24 protein-coding genes are annotated in these 25,493 nt (G+C 73.2%); 8 read left to right on the forward strand and 16 right to left on the reverse strand.

Translation table 11 applies throughout. The annotated features are described in order from the left end of the window. Positions 1-13 precede the first annotated feature (13 nt). From BLA60_RS10270 to BLA60_RS10285, 4 genes are read right to left on the reverse strand one after another with little or no spacing between them, the layout of a single operon-like run. The gene (locus BLA60_RS10270; protein ID WP_075132536.1) at positions 14-952 is read right to left on the reverse strand and encodes a respiratory chain complex I subunit 1 family protein; all 939 of its coding nucleotides are present in this window, start codon (positions 950-952) and stop codon (positions 14-16) included. Continuing rightward, positions 949-2,949 (reverse strand): proton-conducting transporter transmembrane domain-containing protein, encoded by a 2,001-nt coding sequence (locus BLA60_RS10275; RefSeq protein ID WP_075132537.1) that lies wholly within the window; start codon positions 2,947-2,949, stop codon positions 949-951. The genes BLA60_RS10270 and BLA60_RS10275 overlap by 4 nt, the downstream gene beginning before the upstream one ends. Further along, positions 2,946-3,413, reverse strand: coding sequence for an NADH-quinone oxidoreductase subunit B family protein (locus BLA60_RS10280; protein ID WP_245811910.1), 468 nt, complete (start codon positions 3,411-3,413; stop codon positions 2,946-2,948). Before BLA60_RS10280 ends, BLA60_RS10275 begins: the two co-directional genes overlap by 4 nt. Positions 3,414-3,464: 51 nt before the next feature. Then, positions 3,465-3,821 (reverse strand): ArsR/SmtB family transcription factor, encoded by a 357-nt coding sequence (locus tag BLA60_RS10285; RefSeq protein ID WP_075132538.1) that lies wholly within the window; start codon positions 3,819-3,821, stop codon positions 3,465-3,467. A gap of 248 nt (positions 3,822-4,069) precedes the next feature. On the opposite strand from BLA60_RS10285, the gene BLA60_RS10290 reads away from it, so the two are divergent. Next, complete coding sequence (locus tag BLA60_RS10290; RefSeq protein WP_245811911.1) at positions 4,070-4,846, forward strand: IclR family transcriptional regulator; 777 nt, start codon at positions 4,070-4,072, stop codon at positions 4,844-4,846. Here BLA60_RS10290 and BLA60_RS10295 read toward each other — a convergent pair whose 3' ends face one another. Next, positions 4,847-6,472 (reverse strand): amidohydrolase, encoded by a 1,626-nt coding sequence (locus BLA60_RS10295; protein WP_075132540.1) that lies wholly within the window; start codon positions 6,470-6,472, stop codon positions 4,847-4,849. Further along, a complete protein-coding gene (locus BLA60_RS10300) occupies positions 6,469-7,701 on the reverse strand; it encodes an Nramp family divalent metal transporter (RefSeq protein ID WP_162292936.1) in 1,233 nt (410 codons plus the stop codon). The genes BLA60_RS10295 and BLA60_RS10300 overlap by 4 nt, the downstream gene beginning before the upstream one ends. Before the next feature lie 172 nt (positions 7,702-7,873). Between BLA60_RS10300 and BLA60_RS10305 the strand changes: the two genes are divergently transcribed. Then, the gene (locus BLA60_RS10305; RefSeq protein WP_162292937.1) at positions 7,874-8,908 is read left to right on the forward strand and encodes a pyridoxal phosphate-dependent aminotransferase; all 1,035 of its coding nucleotides are present in this window, start codon (positions 7,874-7,876) and stop codon (positions 8,906-8,908) included. Then, on the forward strand, positions 8,905-9,360 hold the full coding sequence (locus BLA60_RS10310) for a RidA family protein (protein ID WP_075132542.1): 456 nt from the start codon (positions 8,905-8,907) through the stop codon (positions 9,358-9,360). The genes BLA60_RS10305 and BLA60_RS10310 overlap by 4 nt, the downstream gene beginning before the upstream one ends. On the opposite strand, the gene BLA60_RS10315 is transcribed toward BLA60_RS10310, so the two are convergent. The 3 genes from BLA60_RS10315 to BLA60_RS10320 all read right to left on the reverse strand — a co-directional run bounded on the left by BLA60_RS10315 (position 9,344) and on the right by BLA60_RS10320 (position 10,785). Continuing rightward, positions 9,344-10,099: an oleate hydratase gene (locus BLA60_RS10315; RefSeq protein ID WP_245811912.1), complete on the reverse strand. Its 756-nt coding sequence runs from the start codon at positions 10,097-10,099 to the stop codon at positions 9,344-9,346. The genes BLA60_RS10310 and BLA60_RS10315 overlap by 17 nt on opposite strands. Further along, on the reverse strand, positions 10,051-10,362 hold the full coding sequence (locus BLA60_RS45420; RefSeq protein WP_245811913.1) for an oleate hydratase: 312 nt from the start codon (positions 10,360-10,362) through the stop codon (positions 10,051-10,053). The genes BLA60_RS10315 and BLA60_RS45420 overlap by 49 nt, the downstream gene beginning before the upstream one ends. 69 nt (positions 10,363-10,431) lie before the next feature. Further along, positions 10,432-10,785: a winged helix-turn-helix transcriptional regulator gene (locus tag BLA60_RS10320; RefSeq protein ID WP_075132543.1), complete on the reverse strand. Its 354-nt coding sequence runs from the start codon at positions 10,783-10,785 to the stop codon at positions 10,432-10,434. A gap of 72 nt (positions 10,786-10,857) precedes the next feature. On the opposite strand from BLA60_RS10320, the gene BLA60_RS10325 reads away from it, so the two are divergent. Then, positions 10,858-11,481 (forward strand): NADPH-dependent F420 reductase, encoded by a 624-nt coding sequence (locus tag BLA60_RS10325; RefSeq protein ID WP_075132544.1) that lies wholly within the window; start codon positions 10,858-10,860, stop codon positions 11,479-11,481. Here the strand turns inward: BLA60_RS10325 and BLA60_RS10330 are convergent. The 4 genes from BLA60_RS10330 to BLA60_RS10345 all read right to left on the reverse strand — a co-directional run bounded on the left by BLA60_RS10330 (position 11,473) and on the right by BLA60_RS10345 (position 14,943). Beyond that, positions 11,473-11,913: a pyridoxamine 5'-phosphate oxidase family protein gene (locus BLA60_RS10330; protein ID WP_075132545.1), complete on the reverse strand. Its 441-nt coding sequence runs from the start codon at positions 11,911-11,913 to the stop codon at positions 11,473-11,475. The two genes, BLA60_RS10325 and BLA60_RS10330, sit on opposite strands and share 9 nt — an antisense overlap. A 103-nt stretch (positions 11,914-12,016) precedes the next feature. Further along, complete coding sequence (locus BLA60_RS10335; RefSeq protein ID WP_084734798.1) at positions 12,017-12,475, reverse strand: DUF1579 family protein; 459 nt, start codon at positions 12,473-12,475, stop codon at positions 12,017-12,019. 36 nt (positions 12,476-12,511) lie between these two features. Beyond that, positions 12,512-13,777, reverse strand: a complete 1,266-nt coding sequence (locus tag BLA60_RS10340; protein ID WP_162292938.1) for an aKG-HExxH-type peptide beta-hydroxylase — start codon at positions 13,775-13,777, stop codon at positions 12,512-12,514. Next, entirely contained in the window at positions 13,774-14,943 is a 1,170-nt protein-coding gene (locus BLA60_RS10345) for an FxsB family cyclophane-forming radical SAM/SPASM peptide maturase (RefSeq protein WP_075132547.1), read from the reverse strand. The genes BLA60_RS10340 and BLA60_RS10345 overlap by 4 nt, the downstream gene beginning before the upstream one ends. Positions 14,944-15,085: 142 nt before the next feature. Between BLA60_RS10345 and fxsA the strand changes: the two genes are divergently transcribed. From fxsA to BLA60_RS10365, 4 genes are all read left to right on the forward strand, one after another. Then, a complete protein-coding gene (gene fxsA, locus BLA60_RS10350) occupies positions 15,086-15,253 on the forward strand; it encodes an FxSxx-COOH cyclophane-containing RiPP peptide (RefSeq protein WP_075132548.1) in 168 nt (55 codons plus the stop codon). 91 nt (positions 15,254-15,344) lie between these two features. After that, a complete protein-coding gene (gene fxsT / locus BLA60_RS10355) occupies positions 15,345-18,971 on the forward strand; it encodes an FxSxx-COOH system tetratricopeptide repeat protein (protein ID WP_154814253.1) in 3,627 nt (1,208 codons plus the stop codon). A gap of 19 nt (positions 18,972-18,990) precedes the next feature. After that, a complete protein-coding gene (locus tag BLA60_RS10360; protein WP_075132550.1) occupies positions 18,991-19,971 on the forward strand; it encodes a hypothetical protein in 981 nt (326 codons plus the stop codon). 92 nt (positions 19,972-20,063) lie between these two features. Continuing rightward, complete coding sequence (locus tag BLA60_RS10365) at positions 20,064-21,233, forward strand: cation:proton antiporter (protein WP_075132551.1); 1,170 nt, start codon at positions 20,064-20,066, stop codon at positions 21,231-21,233. On the opposite strand, the gene BLA60_RS10370 is transcribed toward BLA60_RS10365, so the two are convergent. The 3 genes from BLA60_RS10370 to BLA60_RS10380 are packed head-to-tail and all read right to left on the reverse strand — an operon-like array spanning position 21,163 to position 25,298. Next, a complete protein-coding gene (locus tag BLA60_RS10370) occupies positions 21,163-23,436 on the reverse strand; it encodes a hypothetical protein (RefSeq protein WP_075132552.1) in 2,274 nt (757 codons plus the stop codon). The two genes, BLA60_RS10365 and BLA60_RS10370, sit on opposite strands and share 71 nt — an antisense overlap. A 12-nt stretch (positions 23,437-23,448) precedes the next feature. Next, positions 23,449-24,408 carry a hypothetical protein gene (locus tag BLA60_RS10375; protein WP_075132553.1) on the reverse strand — a complete coding sequence of 320 codons (960 nt, stop codon included), beginning with the start codon at positions 24,406-24,408 and terminating at the stop codon, positions 23,449-23,451. Continuing rightward, positions 24,405-25,298 carry a hypothetical protein gene (locus BLA60_RS10380; RefSeq protein ID WP_075132554.1) on the reverse strand — a complete coding sequence of 298 codons (894 nt, stop codon included), beginning with the start codon at positions 25,296-25,298 and terminating at the stop codon, positions 24,405-24,407. The genes BLA60_RS10375 and BLA60_RS10380 overlap by 4 nt, the downstream gene beginning before the upstream one ends. Positions 25,299-25,493 lie beyond the last annotated feature (195 nt).

Raw genomic sequence — 25,493 nt, forward strand, 5'->3', positions numbered from 1 at the left:
CGCCACCCTCCTTTCACGCCAGGAAGAACGCGGCCGTGGCGGCCAGCAGGGAGAGCAGGAACGAGCCGGCCAGCAGCTCCGGGACGCGGAACAGGCGCAGCTTGGCGAGGAACACCTCGGCGGCGGCCAGCAGCGCGCCGAGCACCCCGACCTTGACCACCAGGGCGAGCACCCCGACGGCCAGCGCCACCGGGTCGGTGCCGGTCGCCAGGCCCCACGGCAGGAACAGGTTGCCCAGCAGACCGAGGAACACCGCCAGCCGCATCGCCGAGGCCAGTTCGACCAGCGCGAGGTCGGGCCCGGCGTACTCCAGGACCATCGCCTCGTGCACCATCGTGAGTTCGAGGTGGGTGGACGGGTTGTCCACCGGCAGCCGGCCGTTCTCCGCGACGGTCACCACCACCAGCGCGACCGCTGCCAGCAGGCTCACCGGGGAGATCACCCGCGCCGGGTCCTCGACGGTGGCCGTCATGATGGCGCCGAGGTTGGTCGAGCCGACCCGCACCGACAGCGCGAAGATCGCCACCAGCAGCGTGGGCTCGACCAGCGCGAGGATGGTGACCTCGCGGCTGGCGCCCATGCCGCCGAACGCGGTGCCGGTGTCCAGTCCGGCGAGCGCCAGCACGACCGTGCCCAGGGCCAGCAGCGCGACCACGGCGAACAGGTCGGCCGCCGGGCCGACGGTCGGCACGGTGGTGACGAACGGCGCGACCACGGCCACCACCAGCACGGTGGCCAGCGACACCAGCGGGGCGAGGCGGAACAGCTCGGTGGTGCCGCGCGGGGTGATCGGCTCCTTGCCCAGCAGTTTGCGCAGGTCCCGCCAGGGTTGGCCGATCCCGGGCCCGGCCCGGCCCTCCAGCCGGGCACGCACCTGGCGCATCACCCCGACCAGCAGCGGCGCCCCGCCGACGACCACCACCGCCTGCACGACCCCGCCGGCGACGTTCACGAGATCACCGCCAGGACCAGCAGGACCCCGCACAGGGTGTAGAAGCCGTAGCCGAGGTAGCGGTGCACGCTGCCGGTGGCCAGCCGCCGGCCGGCCTCACCCCACGCGCGTAACGCGGCGATCACCGGCGGGTAGAGGCGGCGCTCGACCCGGTCGGGCACCGCGCGCCGGTACTCCACGGCGCGGACGAGGTAGCGGGACTCCTCGACGTGGTCCACGGTGACGTCCTGTTCCGGTTCGAGCACGTCGTCGAACACCCGCTGCAACGGTTCGGCGAACGAGGTCGCGGTGTACTCCATCCGCGCCGACAGCGGCCCGCCGCCGCAGTCCCACAGCCGCGCGGCGCGCCGGGCCCGCCGGGTCGCGGTCGCCCGCAGCCCCCCCAGGACCAGGACCACGGCCGCCAGCAGGGCCACCGCGTACACCAGGGGCGAGAGTTCACCGGCGACGCCGGTCAGCCGGACGGTCAGCACGCCGGAGGTCGCCGGGCCGCCGCCGACCGCGACCGCCGCCGCGGCCCCGACGGCCGGCAGCACGAGCGTGGGCAGCACCGCGAGCACGGCGGCCACGGCCGCCGCCAGCACCATCCCGGCCAGCATCGACGGCGGGCTCTCGTGCGCCTCGCCGGCCTGCCGGGACCGTGGCCTGGCCAGGAAACCCACGCCGAACGCCTTGACGAACGTGGCCACCGCGAGCCCGGCGGTCAGCGCCACGACCGCCACCGCGACCGGCATGACGACCGCCTCCGCTCCCCCGCCCTCGGGCACGCCGTGCACCAGGGCCTGGAGCAGCAGCCACTCGGACACGAACGCCGTGCCCGGCGGCAGCGCGGACGCGGCCAGCGCGCCCCAGCCGAAGACCGCGGTGGTCACCGGCATGCCCCGACGCAGCCCGCCCAGCTGGTCGAGGTCGCGCACGCCGGTGGCGTGCAGGACCGACCCGGCGGCGAGGAACAACGTGGTCTTGAACGCCGCGTGGTTCACCACGTGCAGCAGCGCCGCCGCCAGCGCGAGGCCCGCGAGCACCCGCTGCCCGCCGGCGGCCAGCAGCCCGGCCGCGCCGACCCCGACCAGCACCAGTCCCAGGTTCTCGGTGGTGGAGAACCCGAGCAGCCGCTTGAGGTCGGTGCTCATCGCGGCCTGCAGGATCCCGTACACCGCCGACACCGCGCCCAGGCCGAGCACCACCAGCCACCACCACCTCGGCCCGCCGCCGAGCAGGTCGAGGCCGACGCGGACCACCCCGTACACGCCGAGGTTGACCATCGCCGCGGACATCAGCGCCGAGACGTGGCTGGGGGCCTCGGGGTGGGCGCGCGGCAGCCACGCGTGCAGCGGCAGGATGCCGGCCTTGGAGGTGAACCCGACCAGCGTCAGGACGAACACCAGCCCGGCGACCCCGCCGGGCAGCGGCGCGGCGCGCAGGTCGGCGAAGGAGTCCCCCGGCGCGTGCGCGACCAGGATCAGGAGTCCACACAGGATCGTGGCGAAGCCGAGGTGGGTGAGTACCGCGTACCAGCGGCCGGCCACCGCGACCTCGGGCCGCTGGCGGTGCTCGGCGAGCACCAGCAGCAGCGAGGTGAGCGCCATCAGCTCCCAGCACACGAGCAGCGTGCCGACGCTGGTGGCCGCCGGCACCAGCAGCATGGCCACCACGAACAGCGGCAGCGTCGCCTGGGCCGCGCGCCCGTGCCGGGAGTAGGAAACGCCGTACACGCCGGCGATCAGCGCCACCCCGCCGGTGACCGCCAGGAACAGCCCGGCCAGCTGGTCCATCCCGAACGCGACGCCGGTCAGCGGCAGGACCGCCGGCCACGACACGGAGAACGTCACCCCGGCGAGGCCGGCGGCGCCGGCCGCGACCCCGGCGGCGCCGGTGAGCACCAGCCCGGCGCCGGTGACCACCGGCCGGGCCCGCACCGGTACGAGCACCGCCACGAGCGCGGTCACCACGCCGGCCGTGACCGCGCCGGCCAGGCCGAGGGACGCGAGGTTCATCGCCCGGTCAGCTTCCGCAGCCCTTCGACGATGGCTTCCGGCCGGGGCGGGCAGCCGGGGATCTCCAGGTCCACCGGGACCACGTCGGACACCGGGCCGACCACCCCGTAGGCCCGCGCGAACACCCCACAGTTGCGCGCGCAGTCGCCGACCGCGACGACCACCTTCGGTTCGGGGACGGCCTGGTGGGTGCGCCGCAGCGGCTCGGCCATGTTGCGGGTGACGGCGCCGGTGACGATCAGCGCGTCGGCGTGCCGGGGTGAGGCGACCAGCCGGGCGCCGTAGCGCTCGCCGTCGTACACCGGGCCGAACGCGGCGCCGATCTCGATCTCACAGCCGTTGCACGACCCGGCGTCCACGTGCCGCAGCTGCACCGATCCGCGCAGTGCCGTCGCCACCGCCGGCCGGTCCCCGGCCACGCGCGGCGGCGCCGGCTCCGCGATCCGTCCGGCTCGGCGGATCATGCGCCACAATCCCAGCACCGCGTTCTCCCGCGATCGTCGACACGGGACGGCCTACCCGTCCCGTTTCCCGCCCGGTGGGCTGACCGGTGCCCGCAGGTCATCGAGCAGCTCGGCCTGCCCGGTGATCACGCCGGTGAGGATCTGGCGTGCCACCGCGAGCAGGTCGGCCACGTGCGGGCTGGTCAGCGAGTAGTAGACGGTCGAGCCCTCCTTGCGGGTGGTCACCAGCCCGGCCCGCCGCAGCACCGCCAGCTGCTGGGACAGGTTCGACGGCTCGATCCCGACCTCGGGCAACATCTCCGAGACGGCGTGCTCGCGCTCGCTGAGCAGCTCCAGCACGCGGATCCGGATCGGGTGGCCCAGCGTCTTGAAGAACTCCGCCTTCAGTTGGTAGAGGGGCCGGCTCACGCGACACCCGCCGCACGGCACGGGGTGGTCCTGGTCGTCATACCCGGATCCTTCCCGGCCGCACCGGTCACCCGGCGACACCACCCCTGCATCCGCAGGCTTCAACAGTTGCAGACCTTAGCAAGTCCAAATATTGGCGGGTCCCGAGGCGGGGTACACCGGGCGCAACACAGCCGTCACAGCGGCGTTATCGCTGGTACGGGCGATATTTGCGACAATCCCCAGCTATGAGTCGCCCAGGTGATCAGGTGCCAGGTGAGATCGGCGCGGTGCGCACCCTGCGGGTGCTGACCTACCTGTCCAAGCGGTCCAGGCCCGTCTCGGCCGGCACCATCGCGCGCGACTGCGACATCCCCCGCTCCTCGCTCTACCGGATCCTGCGGGTGATGGAACGGATGTACTTCGTGGTGCACCTGCCAGAGGACGAGCTGTGGGGCATCGGCATCGGCGCGTTCGAGATCGGCTCCGGCTACCTGCGCTCCGGCGTGCTCGAACGCTCCGGCCGGCCGCTGCTGGTGCGCCTGACCCGGCGCACCGGAATGGTCTCGCACCTGGGCGTGCTGCACGGCAGCGACGTGCTCTACCTGCTCAAACAGACCACCGACGAGCCGGCGCGCCCGTTCGTCACCGCCGTCGGCGTCCGGCTGCCGGCCCACCTGACCGCCATGGGCCGGGCGATGCTGGCCCAGCTGCCGGCCCACCAGGTGCGGGCGATCCTATGGCGGCCGGGCGAGCTGGTGACCCGCACCGGCCGCGGCCCCCGGCACCTGTCGGAGCTGCGCGAGATCCTGCGGGCCGACCGCTCACGCGGGTACAGCGTCGAGAGCAGCTCCACCACCGAGGAGGTCTCCTGCGTGGCCGCCGCGGTCTTCGACCACGAGGGCCTGCCGATCGCCGCGGTCGGCGTGTCCTACTACGACCTGCCCTCGGCCGCCGAGGTCGAACGGATCGCCTCGGCCGTGCGGGAGACCGCCGACGGGCTGACCACCCGGCTCAGCGGCACCCCGGTACGCCGCCGCGCGTGATCAGGTCAGGTCGTGCACGACCCGGCCGGCCACGACCGTCAGCACCGAGCCGAGGTCACGCAGGCCCTGCTCACCGACGGCCAGCGGGTCGTCGCTGAGCACCGCGAGATCCCCGGCGAAGCCCACCGCCAGCCGACCCCGCCAGTCCTGCTCGAACGTCAGCCACGCACCGCCGACCGTGGCCAGCCGCAGCGCCTCCAGCCGGCTCAACCGCTGCTCGGGGCTGACGACCTCGCCGTCGCGGGTGCGCCGCGCGGTGACGTGCCACAGCGGGTGGAACAGCGAGATCGGCACGTTGTCGGTGCCCAGGCTGACCGGCACCCCGGCGTCGACCAGGCCGCGCAGCGGCACCGCGCGGCCCTCCTTGTAGATATAGCGGTTGGTGTGGGTGGTGACCACCAGCCCCAGCCGACGGACCCGCTCGACGTCGGCCGGGGTGAGGTCGGTGATGTGGCCGAACACCCAGCGCAGGTCGCGGATCGGCACGATCCGGTCGACCCGCTCGTAGACGTCGAGCATGTCCGGGGTCATCGCCGCGACCTGCACCCCCGCCCGCGCGCAGGCCACCAGCTCGTCCACCAGGTCGGCCCCGGTGAGCGCAGCCTCGTAGTCGAAGCCGGCCCAGCCGGTGTACGGGCGGGCGGCGGCGCGCTGGTCACGGCCGGTGGACCCGTGCGTCGAGCCGAGGCTCAGGCCGGCGAAGCGCAGCAGCTCGTCGCCCTCGCCACGCCCCGCGACCCGCCGCACCGGGCCGGTACGCAGCCGCTCGCGCCCGGCCGGACCGGCCGAGAGCCACGGCAGGCTCAGCGGCAGCCGCGCCCGGGTCGCCAGCGGTCCGCGCGCGGCCAGCGCGCGGTAGGCGTCGGCGACCTCGTCGGCCACACCGTGGCCCTCGTAGACGCCGGTCGTGCCGACGGCGGCGTAGGCCCGCATCGACGCCGCCAGCGCGTCCACCCGGGTGGCCGGGTCGAACCGGGCGACCTCGCCGGGCAGCATCAGCTCCAGCGTCGGCTCGAACACCCGCTCGTGGACCCGGCCGGTCGGCTCGCCGGAGGCCGGGTCCCGTTCGACGTCGGCGAACTCCGCGCAGCGGGCCAGGAACTCCGGGCCGAGGATCCGCAGCGCGGCCGAGTTGAACACCGAGGTGATCGGCAGCCGGTGGCGCCAGTAGCCCCAGATCGGCCGGACGAACACCGGGGTCGCGCCGGCCACGGCGTCGAGCTGCCAGCGATCCGGGACGCCGGGCGGGTCCTCGTAGTAGGGCGGGTCGCCCAGCGGCATGGTCACCAGCCAGGCGCCCGGCGGGCGGCGCGCGGCCAACGCGCCGATCCTGGCCAGCACCTCGTCCAGGGTGGACAGTCCGGCCAGCGACGGGAACACCGCGCGCAGGCCCTCCCGGTCGAGGTGGGCGTGCCCGTCGATCAGTCCCGGCACGACGGTGGCGCCGGCCGCGCGCACGACCCGGGTGTCGTCGCCGGCCAGCGCCAGCACCTCGGCGGTGTCGCCGAGGACCGCGACCCGGCCGGCGCGCAGCCCCACCGCCCGGACGCGGGGCGCCCGCTCGTCCATCGTCAGCACGTCGGCGTCGACGACCGCGAGGTCGAGCGGGCGGCTCGCGCCGGTCATCCGGAGATCAGCTCCACGGCGACACGGTAGGCACCCCAGCCAACGACGGCCAGCCCCACCACGCCGATCACCGTCTGCCACCAGCGGTTGGTCAGGTCACCCATCACCCGCCGCCGGGTCGCCAGGTACAGGATGGACCCGGCGAGCAGCGGGAACAGGATCAGCGTGCCGGCGTTGGCGACCAGGATCAGCTGGATCGGCGCGCCGCCGAAGATCAGCACCAGCCCCAGCGAGGCGGCGATGGCGACCGTGGCCATGATCCGCACCCGCCGGTGGTCGATGCTGTCGCCGAACCCGAGGGCGTCGGAGAGCACGTGCCCGCCGGGGACACCGGTCATCACCGAGGAGAAGCCGGCGCTGAACAGTCCCAGGGCGAACACGAACACCGCCGCCGAGCCCAGCGCCGGGCGCAGGATGTCGACCATGTCGTTGCCGGACTCGATGGTGGCGCCGGGGATGACGGTGGCCGCCGAGGCGATGATGGCGACGGTCAGGATGCCGGGCAGCAGCGCGCCGGGGATGGTGTCGTAGCGGGTCGTTGTCCGGTAGTCCGCGCGCGTGGTTCCCTTGTCACGCAACGTGTAGGCCATGTAGAAGGCGGAGTAGAGGGACAGGTTGGTGCCCAGCAGGGCGAACGCGGCGACCAGTCCACCCGGGACGTCGGAGGGCACCAGCCCGGCGGCCATGTCCCCGAGGTCGGGCCCGACCTTGACGGCGGTGGCGAGGAAGGCGACGGCCATCACCGCCATCGCGATGATCATCACCTGTTCGATCCGCTTGTAGGCGCCGCCGGTCCACAGCAGCGCCACCGCCGCCACCGCGCAGATCGCCGACAGCGGCTTGATGTCGACGCCGGTGATGACCTGCAGTCCCAGTGACGCACCGATCATGCTCCCTGAGCCGAAGGTGACGGCCAGGATGAAGAAGCAGATGCCGGCGATCACGCCGGCCGGTTTGGCGATGTGGTCCTTGATCGCCTGGATGATCGACGTCGGGTAGGTGATCGCGATGCGCGCCGACATGTCGGTGAACGCGAGCATGAGCACACTGGAGATGACCAGCAGCCACAGGACCTTGTAGCCGGACTCGGCACCGAGCGTCGCCGAGGAGACGGCGTTGCCCGGTCCGAAGGTCAACGCGCCGACGATGAACGCGGGACCGATGTAGCGCAACTTGCTGACGAACGAGCGTTTCTGTCCTGGTTCCCCCGAGGTCGACGAGACGTTCACAGAACCCTCCTGCGGACGGGGCGGCGCGGTGCGCTGCTGAAGATGCCGGCAAGACTCGCACCGGGACGCGAGCCACGTCACCTGCCGTGAGCGCAGTCGTGTGCCACATGTGGCACACGAGGGTGGTTCCACGTGGTCACCGTGACCGGGGGTCACTGCCAGCATGAACGGCATGCCCGCTCCCCAACCGCGCCCCTGGCTCGCCGCCGCCCCCGGCTACCGCTCCGGCTCGACGACCGCGACGCCCGAGGGCCGGCTCGCCTCCAACGAGTCCCCGGCCGCCCCCGCCTGGGTCGCGCGCGCGGCCCCCGACCTGGCCGACCTGGACGTCCACCGCTACCCCGACGCCCGCGTCGAGGACCTGCGCTCGGCGATCGCCGGGGCCGCCGGCGTCGACCCGGCCGAGGTCGTCGTCGGCAACGGGTCCGACGAGCTGATCCACCTGCTGGTCCAGGCCTACGCGGCCTACACCGGCGGCATCGTCACCGCGACCCCCGGCTACGCGCTGTACCCGCTGTGCGCCCGCCGTCTCGGCGCGACGGTCACCGAGGTCCCGCTGACCGGCTGGCGCCACGACCTGGACGCGATGGCCGAGGTGCCGGCCGACCTGGCGTTCGTCGCCAACCCGCACAACCCGACGGGCACGGTCGTCGACCCGGACGCGCTCGCCCGGTTCGCCGCGCGGGCGGCCGCCCGGGCCGTCGTGGTCGACGAGGCCTATGTGGACTTCACCACCGGCCCCCGGCTGGACACCGTGGCCCTGGCGGTGCGCGAGCCGAGGGTGGTCGTGGTGCGGACGTTCTCCAAGGCGCACGCGCTGGCCGGGCTGCGGGTCGGGTACCTGATCGCGCACCGCGACATCGCCGCCCAGATCGAACGGCTGCGGCTGCCGTTCTCGGTCAGCGCGCCGGCCCAGCGGCTCGGGGTGCTGGCCCTGGCCCACGCGGCGGAGACGGCCGAGCGGGTGCGCGAGATCGTCACCACCCGCGAGCGCCTGGTGACGGTGCTGCGGTCGGCCGGTCTGGAGGTCGTCGACTCGCAGAGCAACTTCGTCCTGGTGCTGACCCCGGACAGCGAGCGCCTGCTGACCCGGCTGGCCGAGGCCGGCATCGCCGCCAGACCCGGCCGCGACCTGGGTGTGCCGGACGCCGTGCGGATCACCGTCCCGTCCCCGGTGGGCCTGGAGCGGCTGGCGGCGGCGCTGTGACCCCCGAGGAGCGCCTGGCCGCCGCCGGTCTGTCCCTGCCGGCCGCCCCGACCAGGCTCGGCGACTACCGCCCCGCCGTGCGCGTCGGCGACCTGCTGTTCGTCTCCGGCCAGACCGGCACCCGCGACGGCCATCCGGTGTGGACCGGCCGCTGCGGGGAGGGACTGTCCATCGAGGACGCCTGCCGCAGCGCGGAGCTGGCGGGGCTCAACGCGCTGCTGGCGATGCGCACGGTCCTCGGGGAGCTGGACCGCGTCCGCGCCGTCGCGCGGGTCACCGTCTACGTCCGGTCGACCGACACGTTCACCGCCCACCCCACGGTCGCCGACGCCGTGACCGCCGTCTTCCACACCGCCTTCGGTCCACCCGGGCGGGGCGCCCGCTCGGCCATCGGTGTGGCGTCGCTCCCCCAGGGCGCCCCGGTCGAGATCGACGTCATCGCCGTGGTGTGAGGCCGGAGTCGGCGAGCAGGGCGCCGATCTGGGTGTCGTCGAGCTTGGAGTTGAAGACCTCCGGGACGCCCCGGTCGACGTTGAGCAGCGTGTACACCGCCTCCATCGGGGTGCGTACGGAGTACTCGGTGGTGAAGATGCAGTCGCGGCTGGTTTCGGCGAACTGGCCGATGAAGGCGAAGTTCACGGCGCCGGGTGGGACGACGTCGGGGCGGTCACCGGCCTTGCGGGGCATGAAGAACGAGGTCACGTAGGGCATCATCACCGGGACGGTCTTCGCGCCGGTGGCGGCGAGTTCGGGGATGTCCTCGACCGGGACACCCAGGTGGTAAAGCCATTCCTGGGTGATCTCCTCGCCGGTGCAGTCCCGCATCGCCTTGGGGACGTGATTTCCCGGGCGGTCGACGAACAGCGAGTACAGCCAGACCACGATCTCGGTCGGCTTCTGCTGCTTGAAGTGCGGCTGGCGGTTGACCGTCCAGCTCATCAGCCAGTTCGAGTCGGTCACGGTGACGATGCCGGGCACGCCGTCGCGGGTCCAGGTGAACCTGGTCGCCTGCTTGCGTCGCGGGGAGAGGTCGAAGTCCACATCGGTCACGGTGGTGCTGAAGTGGAAGACCACACCCTGTTCGAGCAGCCAGGTGTAGAGCGGCAACACCAGCGACTCGTACTGGTTGTACTTGGTGAACTTCAGCGCCGAGAAGTCCGGCAGGCCGCCGATGTGGTGGATGAAGCGCATTCGAAATGGTTCTCCATCTCCCGGCCACCCCGGATCACGAAACCCTTCCGGGGTTCCTTGATCCCGTCGAGCGCCCCACCGGGCAGGTCGAGTCGCTCCAGGACGGTGATCCGGTCGCCCGGCACCTGCCCGTCCCGGATCAGGAAAGCCGCCCCCGCCAGGGAAGCCAGGCCCGCCCCGACGAACCACGCCGACGTGCGGTCGGCGCGCACCGGTTTCCTCGGGCGGGCGAAGGCCTCGTAGTTCCCACTGCTGTAGTACATGGAACACGTTCTTTCGCCGTAGGGCGCAGGTGTCCCGAACGTACCTCGAACCCACCCGGCCGCAACCCGTCAGAGACTTTCCTGGGCGGCCAGCAGTTCGTCACCGTGAGTGGTGATCCAGTCGGCCAGTGCCCGCATCGGACCGTCGACCAGGCTCGCGCCCAGCGGGGTCAGCGAGTACTCGACGTGCGGCGGGGCGGCGGGCCGGCGGCGGCGTTCGACCAGGCCGTTGGCCAGCAGGCGGCGCAGGGTGTCGGTGAGGACCTTGTCGCGCAGGCCGCCGGTGGTGGTCAGCAGGTCGACGCGACGGCGCGGGCCGGCCCGCAGCCCCGCCAGGATGACCGGGTCCCACATGTGGGTGAACAGGTCGGTCGCCGCGCGCAGCCGGCAGTCGACGAGGAGGGACTCGCAGTGGTCGGTCATCCGTTTCCTACCGGTTGGTGTGTGTCGGAGTTTCTACGGTAGCCGGCGTTGGACAGTCGAATGGGAGTTGGCATGCGAATCGGAATTCTGGGGACCGGCACCCTCGGTACGGCACTGGGCGCGGTCTGGGTACGCGCCGGGCACGAGGTGCTGATCGGGGGACGTTCGGCGGAGAAGGCCACCGCCGCGGCGCTGGCCTCGGGCGCGACGGCGGCGACACCGGCGGAGGTGGTACGCGGGCGAGACGCGGTGCTCGTGGCCGTCCTGTGGGACGGGATGCGCGACGTGCTGGCGCTGGCCGGCGCGGCGGACGGCTCACTGGCCGGGACACCGCTGATCGACCCCAGCAACGCCGTCGAGCACGGGGTCGGGGATCTGCTCACCCCGCCGGGTCGCTCGGCGGCCGAGCAGATCGCGGACTGGGCGCCGGGCGCCGCCGTCGTCAAGGCGTTCCACCTGTTCCCGGCCGCCCAGTGGGGCTCCGGGGCGGCCGCGGTGACCGTGCCGATCGCCGGTGACGACGAGGCCGCGCTGGCGCGGACCTCGGAGCTGGTGCGCGACGCCGGTGGGCTGCCGGCCGTGCTGGGGCCGCTGCGGCGGGCGCGGCAGTTGGAGGAGGTCGCCGGGTTCGTCATCGGGCTGGCGTTCGCCGGGGTCGACCCCAACTCGGCCATCCCCAGCACCGGCTCAGCGTAGCCAGCGCCCGTCGCGCATGAGGTCCCGGCCGGCTATCTCGTTGGACTCGCGCCAGGCCTGGATCCGGACCGGCCGGACACGGAAGTACTGGTAGCCGGTGAGGGTGCGCGGGTCGAAGCCGGTCGCGGCGGCGAACCGGTCGCCGGTCTCCTGGTCGAGATCGGTGACCGGGGTGGCCGTGCCGTGGACCATGACGACGTCGCGGGTCGGGCCGAGACCGATCCGGACCTCGCCGGTGGCCACCAGGTTGCGGGCGGTGGGGCTGCTCGCCGGGGTCGCCATCAGCAGCGTCGAACCGTCCCACAGGTAGGACAACGGGACCAGGTACGGCAGGCCGTCGCCGCTGGTCGCCACCCAGGCGTCGACGTCGCCGTCCAGGCGGGCCAGGGTGTTCCGCTCGCGGTCGGCGCGGGAGCGGGGCGGCGGCCTCACAGCCGCACCGCCGGCCGCGTCGGGCGCAGGTGGCGGAACGCCTCGACGCGGGCGGCCGGTCGTTCGTCCGGCGGGACCTCGGCGGCCCGGCCGCTCAGGGCGGTCACGAGCGGACGTAGGTGAGGTCGAAGTCCTTGCGCCAGGTGGCACCCTGGTCCTCGGACGCGTCGGGCCGCACGCGGATCACGTCGGCCTCGATGTCGACGACGAAACGCTGGTGGAAGTCCGGGTCCTCGCGCAGCATCTCCAGGTGGTCGCCGTCGAGCCTGCCGGTGAACTCGCGGCACACGCCCCGGTCGTCGTGGTAGAGCACCACGAACGTGTCGTTGGCGTCGCTGCGGCCCATGACCCAGGTCGTGGTGGAGTGCGCGTGCTGGTCACTGGCCAACTCCGTGCGCCAGACCAGGAACGACTCGCCGAGCCAGGAGATGGTGGCCGTGCCGTGGATCTCGGTGCCGGGCGGTTCGAGGAACCACGCGTCCGACAGCGTCACGGTCCACTCCCCCACCAGACGGTCGAGTGTGTCCAGTTCGGTGTTGCGCACGGTCGCCTCCCCCGTCACCTGCCCACTGTGGTCACGGGAGCGTACAACGGGCGATCAGCTCGCGCGGGACCAGCGGTCGCGGTGATCGCGCCGCAGGTGGTCGGCCTCGGCGCGGGCGGCGGGATCGGTGGGTTCCGCCGACCAGTCGGCCAGTGTGCCGGCCAGTCCGGCGACGAACGCGTGGCCGTGCGCGGTCAACTCGGGGCGGGTGGCCAGGACCTCGACGGTCTCGCGGGTCGCCGGCAGCCACCTGGCGAACTCGACCTCCGCGTCGTGGGCGTCGGCCGGGTCGGTGTCCAGCAGCCGCTGCTGGCGCCAGAAGCCCACCACACCAACGTAGGCGTACGCGCCGTGCAGCAAACCGAGCAGCGGCCGGGGATCCCGGCGCCACGGCGCGTAGAACCGTTCCCGCGCACCGGTTTCCAGCAGCGGGAACAGGTCGTGCAACACGGTCAGCTTCGCGTGCTGGACCTCGTGCACCAGGGTCAGCGCCGCCTGCCGTGGCCCGCGCGGCAACGACAGCAGCACCGCGCCGAACGCCTCGGACAGCGTCGCGCTCGACGGGTCGGCGCCGGCGTCGCGCAGCGGGGTCACCGTACGCACCGCCTCCAGGACGGGGCCGGCGACGCCCTGGGCGTCGAGCACGTCGACCGCGCCGGTCAGCACCGCGCGCCACGCCGGCAGGTCCGGCGCGCGGGACAGCGCCGCGGCGAACGGCCCCGGCAGGGCGACCAGCCGCCACTGGTCGAGGGTCACCGTCCGGTCGCCGAGGCGCAGAGCCGACAGCGGGGACCAGCCGGGGGTCGCGCCGCCAGGCACGATCCGCACCCCGGTGTGCGTCAGCGCGCCGTCGCCGTCCTGGCGCAGCCGCAGCCGGGTGCCGACACCGCCCAGGGTTCCCAGTGACGGCAACGGAAACGGCCCGGCGGCGGTGACCAGGTCGGCGGGGGTTCCTGCGCGGACGGCGGCGGCCGCGGCGACGTTCGCGAGCGCGCCGGGGCGGCAGCGGTCACCGCCGTGCACCAGGTCGCGTGCCGCGCCCACCGCCCACAGCGCCACCTCCGGCTGGTCGAGTACCCGCCACACCGCCTCGGGGCGGGCGGCGCGGGCGTCGGTCAGGACCTGGTAGGCGCGGGCCACCGCCCCGGCGTCGGGGTGGCCGGCCCGGCGGGTCCGCGCGGCGAGGAAGGCGACGGCCAGCAGGGTCCGGCTGCGGTTGGCCCGGCGTAGCCGCGCGACCACCGCCGCGTCTCCCCCACCGGCGGCCAGCGCGGCGAACTCCTCGCTGCCCAGCCGGAACGGCCGCGGTGTGTCGGTCACGGCGCGCCCACCGCGCGCAGGGCGGCGACCTCGCGGGTCAGCACGTCGCGGATGTGGCGGATCAACGCCAGCAGATCCGCGCAGTACACCGACGGGCGGTCGAACCCGGCGCCGGCGCGGTAGCGGTGGGCGCGCAGGCCGCCACCGCACACGCGGCGCACGCCGCATGGCCGGCACGCGGCGGGAAGGCCCTGTTCGCCGAGGTGCTGGGCGCGCAGCTCCGGCAGGGCGAGGACCTCGTCGAAGGTGTGGCGGCGCACGTCGAGGCCGGTACCGGCGGCGCCGGGATAGGTGGAGCGCAGGGTGTCGGACAGCAGGATCGCGCCGTCGGTCTCCACCACGGCCATCGCGGGGGCGGCCAGGCCGAGGCCCTCGACCGCCGGGGTGCCGCCGAACAGGCCGTGGATGATCTCCTCGAACATCCGCACCGACGTCTCGCGCGCCGGGGCGCCGTACCAGCGGTCGAACACCGCGATCAGCCAGTCGCCGTAGGGGGTGGCCGGGTCGCCGGGGACGCGTCCCGGCGGCGGCGCGCTCCAGTTCCCGTGGGGCAGCAGGAAGTCCACGGTCGGTGGGGCCTGGGCGAGCAGGGCCTCGTAGGTGCCGACCGGGTCGGCGGCGAGGTCGATCGTGGCCAGCAGGCCGGCGAAGCTGTCGGGCCGGCCCGCCGCGCGCAGGTGGCGCAGGCCGGCGAGGACGCGGTCGTGGCTGCCGCGGCCCCGGTGGTCGACCCGCCGGTCCTGGCCGCCGGGGCCGCCGGGGCCGCCGTCGAGGCTGACGCCGACCCGCACGTCGAGGTCGGCCAGGTCGCGCACCCGCTGCTCGGTGAGCAGGGTTCCGTTGGTCTGTACGGAGATCAGCGCGTGGACGCCGGGGTCGAGCGCGGCGCGCACGGAGCGTACGCAGTCGGCGAGCGCGGCGGTGCCGGCCAGCAGCGGCTCGCCGCCGTGCAGCACGACCCGCACCTCGGTCAGGCCGTGGCCGTTGGCGTGTTCGGCGATCCGTTCGGCCGCGCGTTCGCGCAGTTCCGGGGAAAGCACGCGCGGGCGGGTTCGCCAACCCTGGTCGGCCATTGTGTAGACATAACAGTAGGCACAGGCCAGATTGCACCTGCTGTGGATCTTCAGGACGAACTGCCGGAAAGCCCGCTCGCGGGCTGTTTTCATGATCGTACCTCGTCGACTTGACAGATTGAGGACAAGAAAGGCCCAGCGCGGCACCGACGGGAGTCCCGGGTGCGTCCACGTTGATATGATAGCTACTGCTTCGCCACGTGGAGTGACGATTATCTGCCCCGGAGGCGGCCAGGTGGACCATTCTCGGGAAATCGAGTCCGATCTCGTCGACGTCCTCGACCTCTCGCTGGATCAGCTGGCAACGTTGCCGGACAACGTGTTGCGCGCGGCGCTACGTCGCGCGTTGCTCGCCCCCGATTCCGACTCGCAGCTGTTCGCCATGTTCCAGGACGCGGTCTGAACAGCGCCCCACGTAATCTTTCACCGGCCACCGACGACCTGAAGTAGTGATGACCAGTCAACGAACCGCTCCGGCAATCCTGGTGGCGGTCGTGTCCGCGGACGATGCGGTCGACCGCGCCGGCGCGATCGCCAACCTGGCGTGCCTGCTGGCCAGCAACGACCGGACCGTGCTGGTCCTCGACCTGCCGGAAGCGGTGTACCGGGTCGCCGAGTACCTCGCCCCGTTCGCCGTCGAACGCGCCGAACTGCGCGAACTCGGTGGCGCGAAACTGGAACGCGAGTACGCCACCACGTTCAGCGCGACCTCACCGGCCGACTCCACCCTCGACCGGTTCGAACTGCCCGGCGAGCACCGCGTCATCGACGTGCACACGATGTCCCGCGCCGACCGCGAACCCCGCCCGTGGCTGGCCGCCGCGCGCCGGGGCGGCGCCGACCGGCTGCGCGACTCGCTGATCCACTCGCCCTACGACTACGTGCTGGTCAACGCGCCGTCGCTGGTCGAACAGTCCGACGAGGAGTCCAGGGCCATCTCCAACGCGGTCGCCAAGATGTGCGACGTCGCCGTGGTCTGCTTCTCCCACCGGGTGGCGACCGTGCGCGAGGCCGACCGGATCGGCCGGGCGCTGCACCGACGCGCGCCGGGCGGCATCCAGGTCGTGCCGGTGCGGCTGGGCGGCGACAAGCCGGACGAGGACCTCGACGAGCGGTTCACCGAGCTGCTGGCCGGCAACCCCCGGCCGACCGCCGCCCTGTCGCTGCCCGAGGTTCCCTCGCCGACCCCGGTCCTCGGCCTGTTCCTCGACCGCCCGGACGTGGCCGACGCGTACGCCGCGCTCGCCGGCGCAGTCACCTTCGACGCGGTCACCCGCCTGGGTGATCTGCCGGCGGCGGTGCTCACCCGCTACCGCCGCGCGACCGGGTTCGCCGAGCCCGGCTCGCCCCGGTTCCTGGTCCTCGCCACCCCCGACACCCGGCTGTGGGCCGACTGGATCACCGCGCACCTGCTGGCCGCCGGCGCCGAGGTCGGCTCCCCGCGCACCACACCCGACTGGCTGACCGCCGCACCGCCGCCGGAGCTGGTGGTGGTCGGCGGCGACGCACCGGCCGGTGGACTGCCGGCCACCGCGTCGGTCACCCAGGTCGTGGTGCACGACGGGACGGCGTCACTGCCCGGGACGGATTCGCTGGTGCTCGCCGGCCTGGACGCCCCGGTGGCCACCGCGCGGCTGCACGCCTACTTCGGGCTCAAGCCGGCGACCGACGCGGCGCCGCCGGTGGTGCGCCACCCCGACGAACCGCCGGACCTGGTGGCGGTGCCGCCGATCCAGCACGCCACCATCGGCCGCGTCGAGGAACTGGAGCGGCTGCGCGACCAGCTGGTGCACGGCGACGGCTCGCCGGTGCGCCTGGGCGGCGAGCCGGGGGTCGGCAAGACCGCGCTGGCCCGCGAGTACGCCTGCCGCTACGCCAACGCGTACTCGGTGGTGTGGTGGATCTCGGCGCACGACCGGGAGTCGGTGCTGGCCGCGATCGTCGCGCTCGGCCGGGCGCTGCGCGGGGTCACCGACGGGGACGTGCCAGGGCCGCTGGCGCTGCTCCGCTCGGAGCTGGCCGGTCCGCGCTGGCTGCTGGTGTTCGACGACGGCGACGACCCCGAGGTCTACGGCGACCTGCTGCCCGCGCCCGGCCGCTGCCACGTGATCATCACCTCGGCCGGTGACGGCGACTTCGTCGTGCCGCCGCTGTCGGCCGCCGACAACGCCGAGCTGCTCGCCGGACGGCTCCCCCAGTTGGCCGACAGCGGCAAGCTGGACGAGATCGCCGCCGCCGTCGGGTACGGCCCGCTGGCGATGGAGCTGTCCTCGGCGTGGCTGACCGAGGTCCTGCGCACCGGCGAGGTCCACCCGGAAAGCACCACCTCCCGGACCCACACGGTGGTCGACGACTACGTCGCCGCGCTCGGCGAGGTCGAGCACCCCGCCAACGCGGTCGCCTCGGTTCTCGCGGTGATGTCCGAGAGCCTCGCGACCACCGGCCCCGGGCGGATGACCCTGCTGCTGGCCCGGTTCTGCGCGTTGCTGTCCCCCGAGGGCGTGAGCCTGGCGTTGTTGCGCTCCAAGGAGGTCCGCCGCGAGCTGGTGGCGGCCGGCGGCCAGGACGCGGCGCCGCTGGCGATGGACTCCGCCGAGATCGACATCCTGCTCGCCCGGGGCGCCCGGATCGGCCTGTTCCGGGTCGACTGGGGACGCACCAGGGCGCTGACCGTGCACCGGGTGGTCCGCCGCGCGCTGCGGGCCGCGCTGACCGAGTGGGAGGAGCGGACGCTGCGGGAGCGGGTGCTGGCCGCGCTCGCCGGCTACGCGCCGACCGAGCAGGAGGACGACCAGCCGACCGCCATGCGGCGCTACGCCGAGCTGAACCGGCACGTCATGTCGACCGGCGCGCAGGACAGCGACGACCCCGACGTCCGGCAGTGGCTGGTCAACCAGACCGGTTACCTGTTCCGCACCAACGAGGCCGACGTCTGGCAGGTGGCGCTCGACCCGGCCCAGCGGCTCTACGACCGGTGGCTGGCGGCCTACTCCGAGCGGGACCCGTACGTGTCGATGCTGGCCGGCCAGCTCGCCAGGCTCTACCGCGCGCTCGGCCGGTACCAGGAGGCGCTGGAGCTCAACACCAGCGCGCTCAACACCCAGCGCCGGTACCAGGGCCGCGTCCACCACCGGGCGCTGCTGACCGCGCGCGGCCTCGGCGGCGACCTGCGCGGCCTCGGCCGGCTGGAGGACGCGGTGGACGAGGACATCGCCACCCTCGACGGTCTGCGCGCCGCGTTCGGCGAGGACCACCCGCACACCCTGGCCGCCGAGAACAACCTGGCCGTGGCGCGGTTCCACGCCGGGGACATCGCCACCGCGCACGACGAGGGCGAGCGGCACTGCGCGCGCCGCGACCGCCTGTTCGGCCGGGACGACCCGCGCAACTGGCACTCGCTGGCCAACCTCGGCCTGTACCAGCGTGCGATGGGGCTGTTCGACGACTCGGTCGCCACCCTGGGCCGGGCCCACGAGCTGGCGTCGGCGAACAAGCCGCCACCGCCGCTGGCCGGGCCGATCGTGAGCTGGCTGCGGTCGGTCAGCGAGCGTCTGGCCCCCGGCCGGGACACCACGATGGCCAAGGGCCGCAACGGGGAGGCGTTGGTGGCGCTGCGCGACGAGCTCGGCGAGGACCACCTGCAGGTGGTGGCCTGCAAGCTCAGCTACGCCAACGCCCACCGCGCGGTCGGCGAGGCCGGCTACGCGGTCACCGCCACCACCGAGTGCCTGGAAACCCTGGACCGGTTGCCCGGCATCGGCGAGGACCACCCGTACTCGGCGATCTGCCAGGTGATGCTGGCGGCGGCGCTGACGGCGTCCGGCCGCGCCGCCGAGGCCGTCGACGCGGTCGAACGCGGCGCGCTGCTGCTCGACGAGCACCTCGGCCCGGCCCACCCGCTGACCCTGGCCGCCCAGGTCGACCAGGCCGTGGTGCTCTCGGCCGCCGGCCGGCACTCCGACGCGCGGACCGCCGCCCGCACGGCGGCCACGGCGTGCGCCGACTACCTGCCCGGCCGGCACTACTACCGCGACATCGCGGCGGCGAACACGCGCCGGCTCGGCGCCGACCAGACCACCGACCCGGTCCGGGTCATCGACCTCGACATCTCGATGCCATGAACGCCGAAGGGGGGCGCCGATGACCGGCGGAGCGGGACCGGAGGTTACGGCGCACGTCGCCGGACATCTCACCGACCAACCGGGCGGCGAGCGGGAACAGGCGCTGCTGCGCATCTGTGAGCAGGCGGTGACCAGCACGGTCGGCCTGCACCACCTCGCCTACTACACCGACCGGGTGCTCGACTTCGCGCTCGACGTGCTGGCCGACCGGGGCTCGGCCCGGCCGGGGCTGCGCCGGCTGGGCCGGCAGCTGTGCGGGGAGTTCGAGCTGCTCGACGACCGGTTGCGCCACGCGCACACCGGCGCGCTGGTGCGCACGGTGCTGCGCACCGACGACGTCGAGGTGGTGTGCGACCCGGTGGTGCGCGCCCAGTACGTCGTCGGCGTCACCTACACCGACGAGCACGACTACATCGACGAGTCCAACCAGGTCGACCGCTCGCTCGCCGGGCTGGTCGGTCGGCTGCGCGACCAGGTCGGCCTGGCCAGCCGGAACCCGGGCGGCTACGAGACCGACGACCGGGCGGCGCCGAGCACCGACGACCGGCGGATCGCACCGCACGTGGACAGGCGCGGCGACGCGCTGCCGGCGACGGTCGAACAGGCCTGTCTGGCCGCGCTCAACCCGCACGGCCTGCACCTGGTGGGCTGTCTGGTCGACGACGAGGTCGTGTTCCTGGCCGACATCCTGGAGCACAGCGCGCTGGCACTGTACTTCGGCGGTCCGGTCACGCCCGCCTACCGGCGGGAGTTCTACCGGGAGCTGAGTGGGCAGCTCGCGGACATCCGCACCCGGTTGGCCAGGGTCGGCGCCAGCACGCTGCGCGGACAGCTCAAGCGTGTGGTGCTCGACGTGGAGCAGGGCGCGGTGTACTACCTGCGGGTCGACAGCCGGCTGCACCTGGTCGGCATGACCCTGCACCAGCCCCGGGTACGGCAGGTGGACCTGCGCCTGGCGGAACTCGCCACGGAGTGCGGGAAACTCCGTCCCACCGAGTGATCACCGGGCGGGCGCTGGGAACGAACGGGGGCTGCTCTCCGGTTCACGCGGCCATAGACTGACAGCCACGGACACCGGACCTGGGGGCACGGATGGGCCTCGGCAGGGGCGTACTACTGCTGGCGGTGCTCGGCGCCAGCTGGGCCACGGGCGCCGCACTGCGGGTCGGCGACGTCCACCTGAGCCAGGCCTACCACCTGGTCATCCTGTCGCTGCTGGCGATCGGGCTCTACGGCAGCACCCGGGACATCGACTTCGCGCAGCTGTGGCGCAACCGCACGACCGTGTTCCTCGCGCTGACCGTCGGTGTGCTGGCCAAGGTCGCGTTCATCGCGGCGGTCATGTGGGTGCTGTACCCGGAGCCGGCGAGCCTGGTGCTCGGAGTCGCGGTCGCGCAGATCGACCCGCTGGCGGTCGCCGCCGCCCAGCGGCGCCGGCGGCTGTCGGAGTCGGCGAAGGCGGTGCTCAACGCCTGGGCGGCGTTCGACGACCCGGTCACCGTGCTGCTCACCGTCTACCTGTCGACCTTCGCGCTGAGCCTGGGCGGCGACACGGCCGGCGCGCCGGAGTCGACGTTGCTGACCGACCTGCTGCTCAACATCGCCTTCGCCGTCGTGGCGTTCGCCGCGTGGTGGCTGTCGCGGCGCGGTGGGCTGTCGGCGTGGCTGGCCCGCGGCGGGGTCGCCGCCGGGGCGGGACAGGTCGCGGTGGCGGTCGTCGTGCTGGGCTACGCGGCGCTGGGCGTGAGCCAGTCGCTGCTGCTGGGCATCGCGCTGATCGGGCTGTTCTTCCGGCCCTACCTCGCCTGGCAGCGCACGGCGGCCGGGATCGTCACCGGCGCGCTGCTGGTGGCCACGGCCGCGCTCGGGCTGGTGCTGGCCGCCACCAGCGAGCTGATCACGCCGTGGCTCGTCGGCAAGGGCGTGGTGTTGGGGATCGCGGCCTACCTGGCGCAGATCCTGGCCGGGACGGTGCTGTCCCGGGGACGCGGCCGGTTCGACCGGCTGTACCTGGCGCTGAGCCAGCAGAACGGGCTGACCGCGATCGTGCTCGCGCTCGTGCTCGAACCCGACTTCCCCGGCGCGGTCGCGGTCATCGCGCTGGCGATCGTGGTGACCAACGTGCTCTACGGCGCCGGCGGCGCGGTCATCGGCCGGCTGGAGCGGCGGGCGGAACCGGACCCGGAACCGGTCACGGTGGTGACAGCTCGGCCAGGACCGTTCCCCGAACTCGCGCCCCCAGAGCCCGAAACTGGTCGGTGAACTCGGTGACCCGTTCCTGGACGGCGCGGTCGGCCAGCCGTCTGCTGTCGGTCTCGCCCTCGGCGACCAGCCGGACCAGCGGCGCGATCCGGCCCAGCGGCATGGTCTCGGCGACCCGCTCGTAGGTGCGGCACAGCGCGTCGAACCGGCTGCGCGCCGGGCCCGGCTCACGCGCCTCCCAGCCCTCGGCGACGTACCAGGACGCGGTGGCGGTGGAGAACGACACGATCCACCGGCGCAGCAACGACATCGTGCCGGCCGCCTCGTACACGCCGGGCGTGGCGACCCGGTTGAGCAGTTGGGTGACCCGGCGGTAGTGGTCGCTGGAGTCCTCGGTGCGCCCGAAGACGTCGTCGAACAACGCGTCCGGGTGGGCCAGCCGGTCGAGGGTCTCCAGCGCCTCCTGGAACAGCTCCGCCGCCGGGGCGGGGAAGCGGCGCTCGGTGTGCTCGGCGTCCCGGTCGGTCACCGAGGACGCCAGGTTGACGATGTTCACCCGCTCGCGCAGGGTCGTCAGCTGCGCGGCGGTGTCCTCGTCGCGGCGGTCCATCTCCCGGCCGAGACGCTCGACCATCTGGTGGGTGGTCGCGTTGTCCATGTCGATGCGGACCATCCACTCGCGGATCGCGGCCAGCGAGTCGGTGCCGCCGAGCCCGGCGAAGCGGGTGGCCAGCGAGCGCAGGGTGGGTTGCAGGGTCCTGGTGAACGAGCGGCGGTCGTAGCGCACCGGCGGGTCGACGAGGTGGGTGCTCAGTTCGGCGGCGGCGTCCGGGTCGAGGATGTTGGCCACCACCAGCACCACCTCGACGGTCGCCCGCGCCTCACGGACGGCGGTCAGCCGGGTGACCAGTTCGTCGACGGTGCCGGTGAACACCGAGTCGACGACCAGGATCGCGAAGCCGGAGTCGGGGCCGGTCTCGATCCAGAAGTCGGCGCGGGAGTCGCGGGTGCCGAAGTAGTGGCCGTGGGCGTAGGGGACGTTCGCGCGGTCGAGCAGGTCGCGGACCGCGGCGCCCACCTCGTCGGCGGTCGCGTTGTCCGACTGGCCCTCGACCTCCTCCTCGACCATGACGGTGTCCACCGCCCGGTCCTGTTCGACGGCCGTGCGGTACAGCGCGTGACAGAGCTTGATGATCTGCCGGGGGTTCCCGTTGACCAGCCGCACCATCCGCTCCACCGCCGGGAACTGGAACTCGACGGTCGGCAGGTCGGCCTCGTTGCGCTGGGCCTGGTCGATGAACGCGGCGACGTCCTCGGGGGTCAGCCGGGGCATCTGGATGGTCACGCCGACCCGTTCGGTGACGTCGTCGTCGAGCGCGCGGCGGAACTCCGGCAGACCGGACAGGACCAGGAACGCTCCGGTCTGCTGGAACACCTGGAGCAGCCGCTGCAGGGCCTTGCTGACCGACGCCTCGATCGTGCGCCCGGTGAGGATCTTGTCGATCTCGTCGACGACCAGCACGAAGCGCCGGCCCTTGCGCCCGTGCAGCAGGGCGAACACGCCCATCGCGTCCAGCGCGGAGACCTCGTCGTCGATCCGGTTGGTGATGCCGCGTTCGACCAGCGCGGCGTGCGGCGCGCTGCCGTTGAGCCAGTCCCAGACGGCGTCGTCGTAGCCGGGGCGCAGCAGCAGGGTGAGCGCGGTGCCGTAGATCTGGTTGTCGGTGATGCTGCGCAACTCCTCGACCAGGCGCTCGGTGACCTGGCGCAGCAGCGCGCTCTCCATCATCTGGTAGCCGCCGACGACCTTGTTCGGATCGATCTTGCGTTCGCGGACGAGCGCGGCGATGTCCACGGTCGGGCCGGAGGCCAGCGAGTCGGCGACCACGTCGGCGTAGAAGTCGTTGACCCGCGCGCGCACCCCCTCGCGGCCGAGCCGTTTGATGAACCGGCTGTACAGACCGGTGAAGTGGTCGGAGGCCACGTCGAGGTACATGGCGTTGGCCGGTGGGTCGGCGGCGCGGGCGACCCGGACCAGGCGCATGCCGAGGTGGGTCTTGCCGGTGCCGTGCTCGCCGGACACGGCCAGCACGTTGCCGGCGCCGGCCAGCGTCGGCGCGGCCAGGTACTCCCCCAGCAGGTCCTGCGCCGTGCTGACGGCGGCCGTCGGGATCGTCGGGTCCTCCGACACCGCGTCCGTCGTGATCGCCACGGCGAGCGGCGAGAACGGGTTGCCAGCGTACCGGCCGCTATTTCCGGTCATTGCGCCATCCCATCACGGCGTGAACCTCTGGAGGATATATTTGAAGAGTCTCTTCTCGCCGATTGTCGCCTCGTTCGAGTATTCGTCCGGGCCCCATCGGAGTTCGTTGTACAAACCGGTCAACAGGGCCTGCAACATGGCGATCGACATGGTGTCGGTCATCAGCGCCTCGACGGCCGCGTCATCCAGTCGGGGGAACACGCCGTCCTTGGCACGCTGCTCGTAGCGCCGGTCGATGAACGTCCGGATGTCCGCCGCGCTCAGCGTGCCGACGGTCATCGTCGCCGGGGGCACCTCGACATCGTTGCCGCGGCCGATGGAATCCAGGTCGGGAACCCGTACGGTGGCCGACTCGGCGAAGAACACCACCCTCGGCCCGCGCATCGCGAGATACTGCTTGACCTCGGCGAGCAGGTCGACCGAGGGCAGCAGCACGATCAGCACGACGTCGGCCTGTTCCTTGGCGTCCAGCGCGGCCGCGAGTTCGGCGTAGACGTGCGCCGAGGTCTCGGCCCGGCCGAACCTCTCCTTGGCGTTGCCGTCGATGAGGTCGAGGCCGGCGAGCTGGTGAACCAGCTCGCCGCAGACGTGCGAGATGCGTTTGTTGATGTCGATGATCGGGTTCTCGCGGTCGGTGAGGTCGATCGCCCGGGACAGGTCGAGGATCTCGCCGCGCAGCCCGACCTCGCCGAGCCGCTCGCGCAGCCAGTGCGCGCAGTGGTTGCGCAGCGCGGACTTCCCGCACCCGGAGTCGCCGGCGACGAGCGCGAGCCGGGAGCTCTCCCGCAGCAGCGAGGGGGTGGTGAACCTGGCCTGGAACTCGCGCAGCGCCGGCCGGTAGTTGTCCACCTCGACGTAGAGGTCGACGTCGGTGTGCCGGTTCTCCCGCCACGGGCACAGCGTGGACATCGGCGCGTCCTCGCGCCCCGGGATGAGGAACGGGTTGATCCGCCCGGTCGCCGGGGCGCTCACGTCAGGCCGCCGTTCGGCCTGGTCAGCCGGCGATGGACGCTGCCGTGCTCGGCGATCGCGTCGGCGACGAGGTAGCCGGTGTCCGAGACCTGGGCGACCCTGGCCCGCAGGTCGCCGATGGCGCGCAGCCGGGTGGTGGCGTCGCGGTGGGCGCGCAGGCCGGCGTCGAGGGAGGTGCCGAGGTCGCCGTCGCGCAGCAGGGTCACCACGTCGCGCACGGCGATCCAGTCCGGGCGGCGCGCGGCGATCCCGTTGAGCCGGCCGACCAGGGCGTCGCGCGCGGCGTCCATGGCGGCGGGCGGCAGGTCGGCGGGGAAGCTGACCCGGCTGTCGAGGAACTCGGTGGCCGCCCTGGTGTAGTCGTCCACCGCCCCGCGCAGCGCGACGGCGTCGTTCTCACCCTGGTCGCTGCGACGCTGGCGGCGGGTGGTGGCGTAGGTCAGGGCGGAGGTGAGGACGAGGGTCACCACCGGCAGTACGACGCCGCCGAGTCCGCCGCCGGACGGGGTCGCCTTGCCGCGCACCGAGGACAGCGCGTCGCAGGCCCGCACGAAGTCGGCGTTGTGGTCGCGCCGCCAGTCATGGACGGTGACGGCGTCACCTGCCGTGTCACCGGCCGTGTCACCGGCCAGCAGCAGGTTGTCCGGGGTGCTGCCCGGTTGGGCCAGGCCGAGCGCGACGGCGGCGTCGGCGAGCGCGTCCTGCTCACCGGCCTGTAGGCAGAAGACGTCCCTGGTGTCGCGGGCGGCGTCGGAGGTCACGAGTTCCGGCACGACCAGCGAGCCTACGGCCAGCAGCCAACCGGCCGCGAGCACGGTCACCACGGTCCGCCGGCGCACGTCGGCGGACCAGAACCGGCGCCAGGCCGGGATTCCGCCAGCTTCCGCCACGACGCCCTCCGCCAGTCCCGTTCGGTCGACAGGTCGCACCCGGTACCCACATCGTTACGCGTCCGGTCAATCGTATCGGCCAGTGGTGTGCCGCAGAATTTGCTTCTGTTCGGATTTTCCCGGTTTTCCGATGGAGCCCGGAGAAAAGTTCCAGGTCAGAACCCGCGCACGGGCACGGCTATTGATCGTTCAGCC

The organism is Actinophytocola xinjiangensis, assembly GCF_001921215.1.
Classification (GTDB): Bacteria; Actinomycetota; Actinomycetes; order Mycobacteriales; family Pseudonocardiaceae; genus Actinophytocola; species Actinophytocola xinjiangensis.

Excerpts from the sequence above, each read along its gene's own strand:
- BLA60_RS10275 (WP_075132537.1), bottom strand. The coding sequence starts at position 2,949 with ATGAACCTCGCGTCCCTCGGCCTGGCCGGCGCGGTCACGGCCGGCGTG.
- BLA60_RS10280 (WP_245811910.1), bottom strand. The coding sequence starts at position 3,413 with ATGATCCGCCGAGCCGGACGGATCGCGGAGCCGGCGCCGCCGCGCGTG.
- BLA60_RS10295 (WP_075132540.1), bottom strand. The coding sequence starts at position 6,472 with ATGACCGGCGCGAGCCGCCCGCTCGACCTCGCGGTCGTCGACGCCGAC.
- BLA60_RS10305 (WP_162292937.1), top strand. The coding sequence starts at position 7,874 with ATGCCCGCTCCCCAACCGCGCCCCTGGCTCGCCGCCGCCCCCGGCTAC.
- BLA60_RS10315 (WP_245811912.1), bottom strand. The coding sequence starts at position 10,099 with ATGCGCTTCATCCACCACATCGGCGGCCTGCCGGACTTCTCGGCGCTG.
- BLA60_RS45420 (WP_245811913.1), bottom strand. The coding sequence starts at position 10,362 with ATGTACTACAGCAGTGGGAACTACGAGGCCTTCGCCCGCCCGAGGAAA.
- BLA60_RS10320 (WP_075132543.1), bottom strand. The coding sequence starts at position 10,785 with ATGACCGACCACTGCGAGTCCCTCCTCGTCGACTGCCGGCTGCGCGCG.
- BLA60_RS10325 (WP_075132544.1), top strand. The coding sequence starts at position 10,858 with ATGCGAATCGGAATTCTGGGGACCGGCACCCTCGGTACGGCACTGGGC.
- BLA60_RS10345 (WP_075132547.1), bottom strand. The coding sequence starts at position 14,943 with ATGAAAACAGCCCGCGAGCGGGCTTTCCGGCAGTTCGTCCTGAAGATC.
- BLA60_RS10360 (WP_075132550.1), top strand. The coding sequence starts at position 18,991 with ATGACCGGCGGAGCGGGACCGGAGGTTACGGCGCACGTCGCCGGACAT.
- BLA60_RS10365 (WP_075132551.1), top strand. The coding sequence starts at position 20,064 with ATGGGCCTCGGCAGGGGCGTACTACTGCTGGCGGTGCTCGGCGCCAGC.
- BLA60_RS10370 (WP_075132552.1), bottom strand. The coding sequence starts at position 23,436 with ATGACCGGAAATAGCGGCCGGTACGCTGGCAACCCGTTCTCGCCGCTC.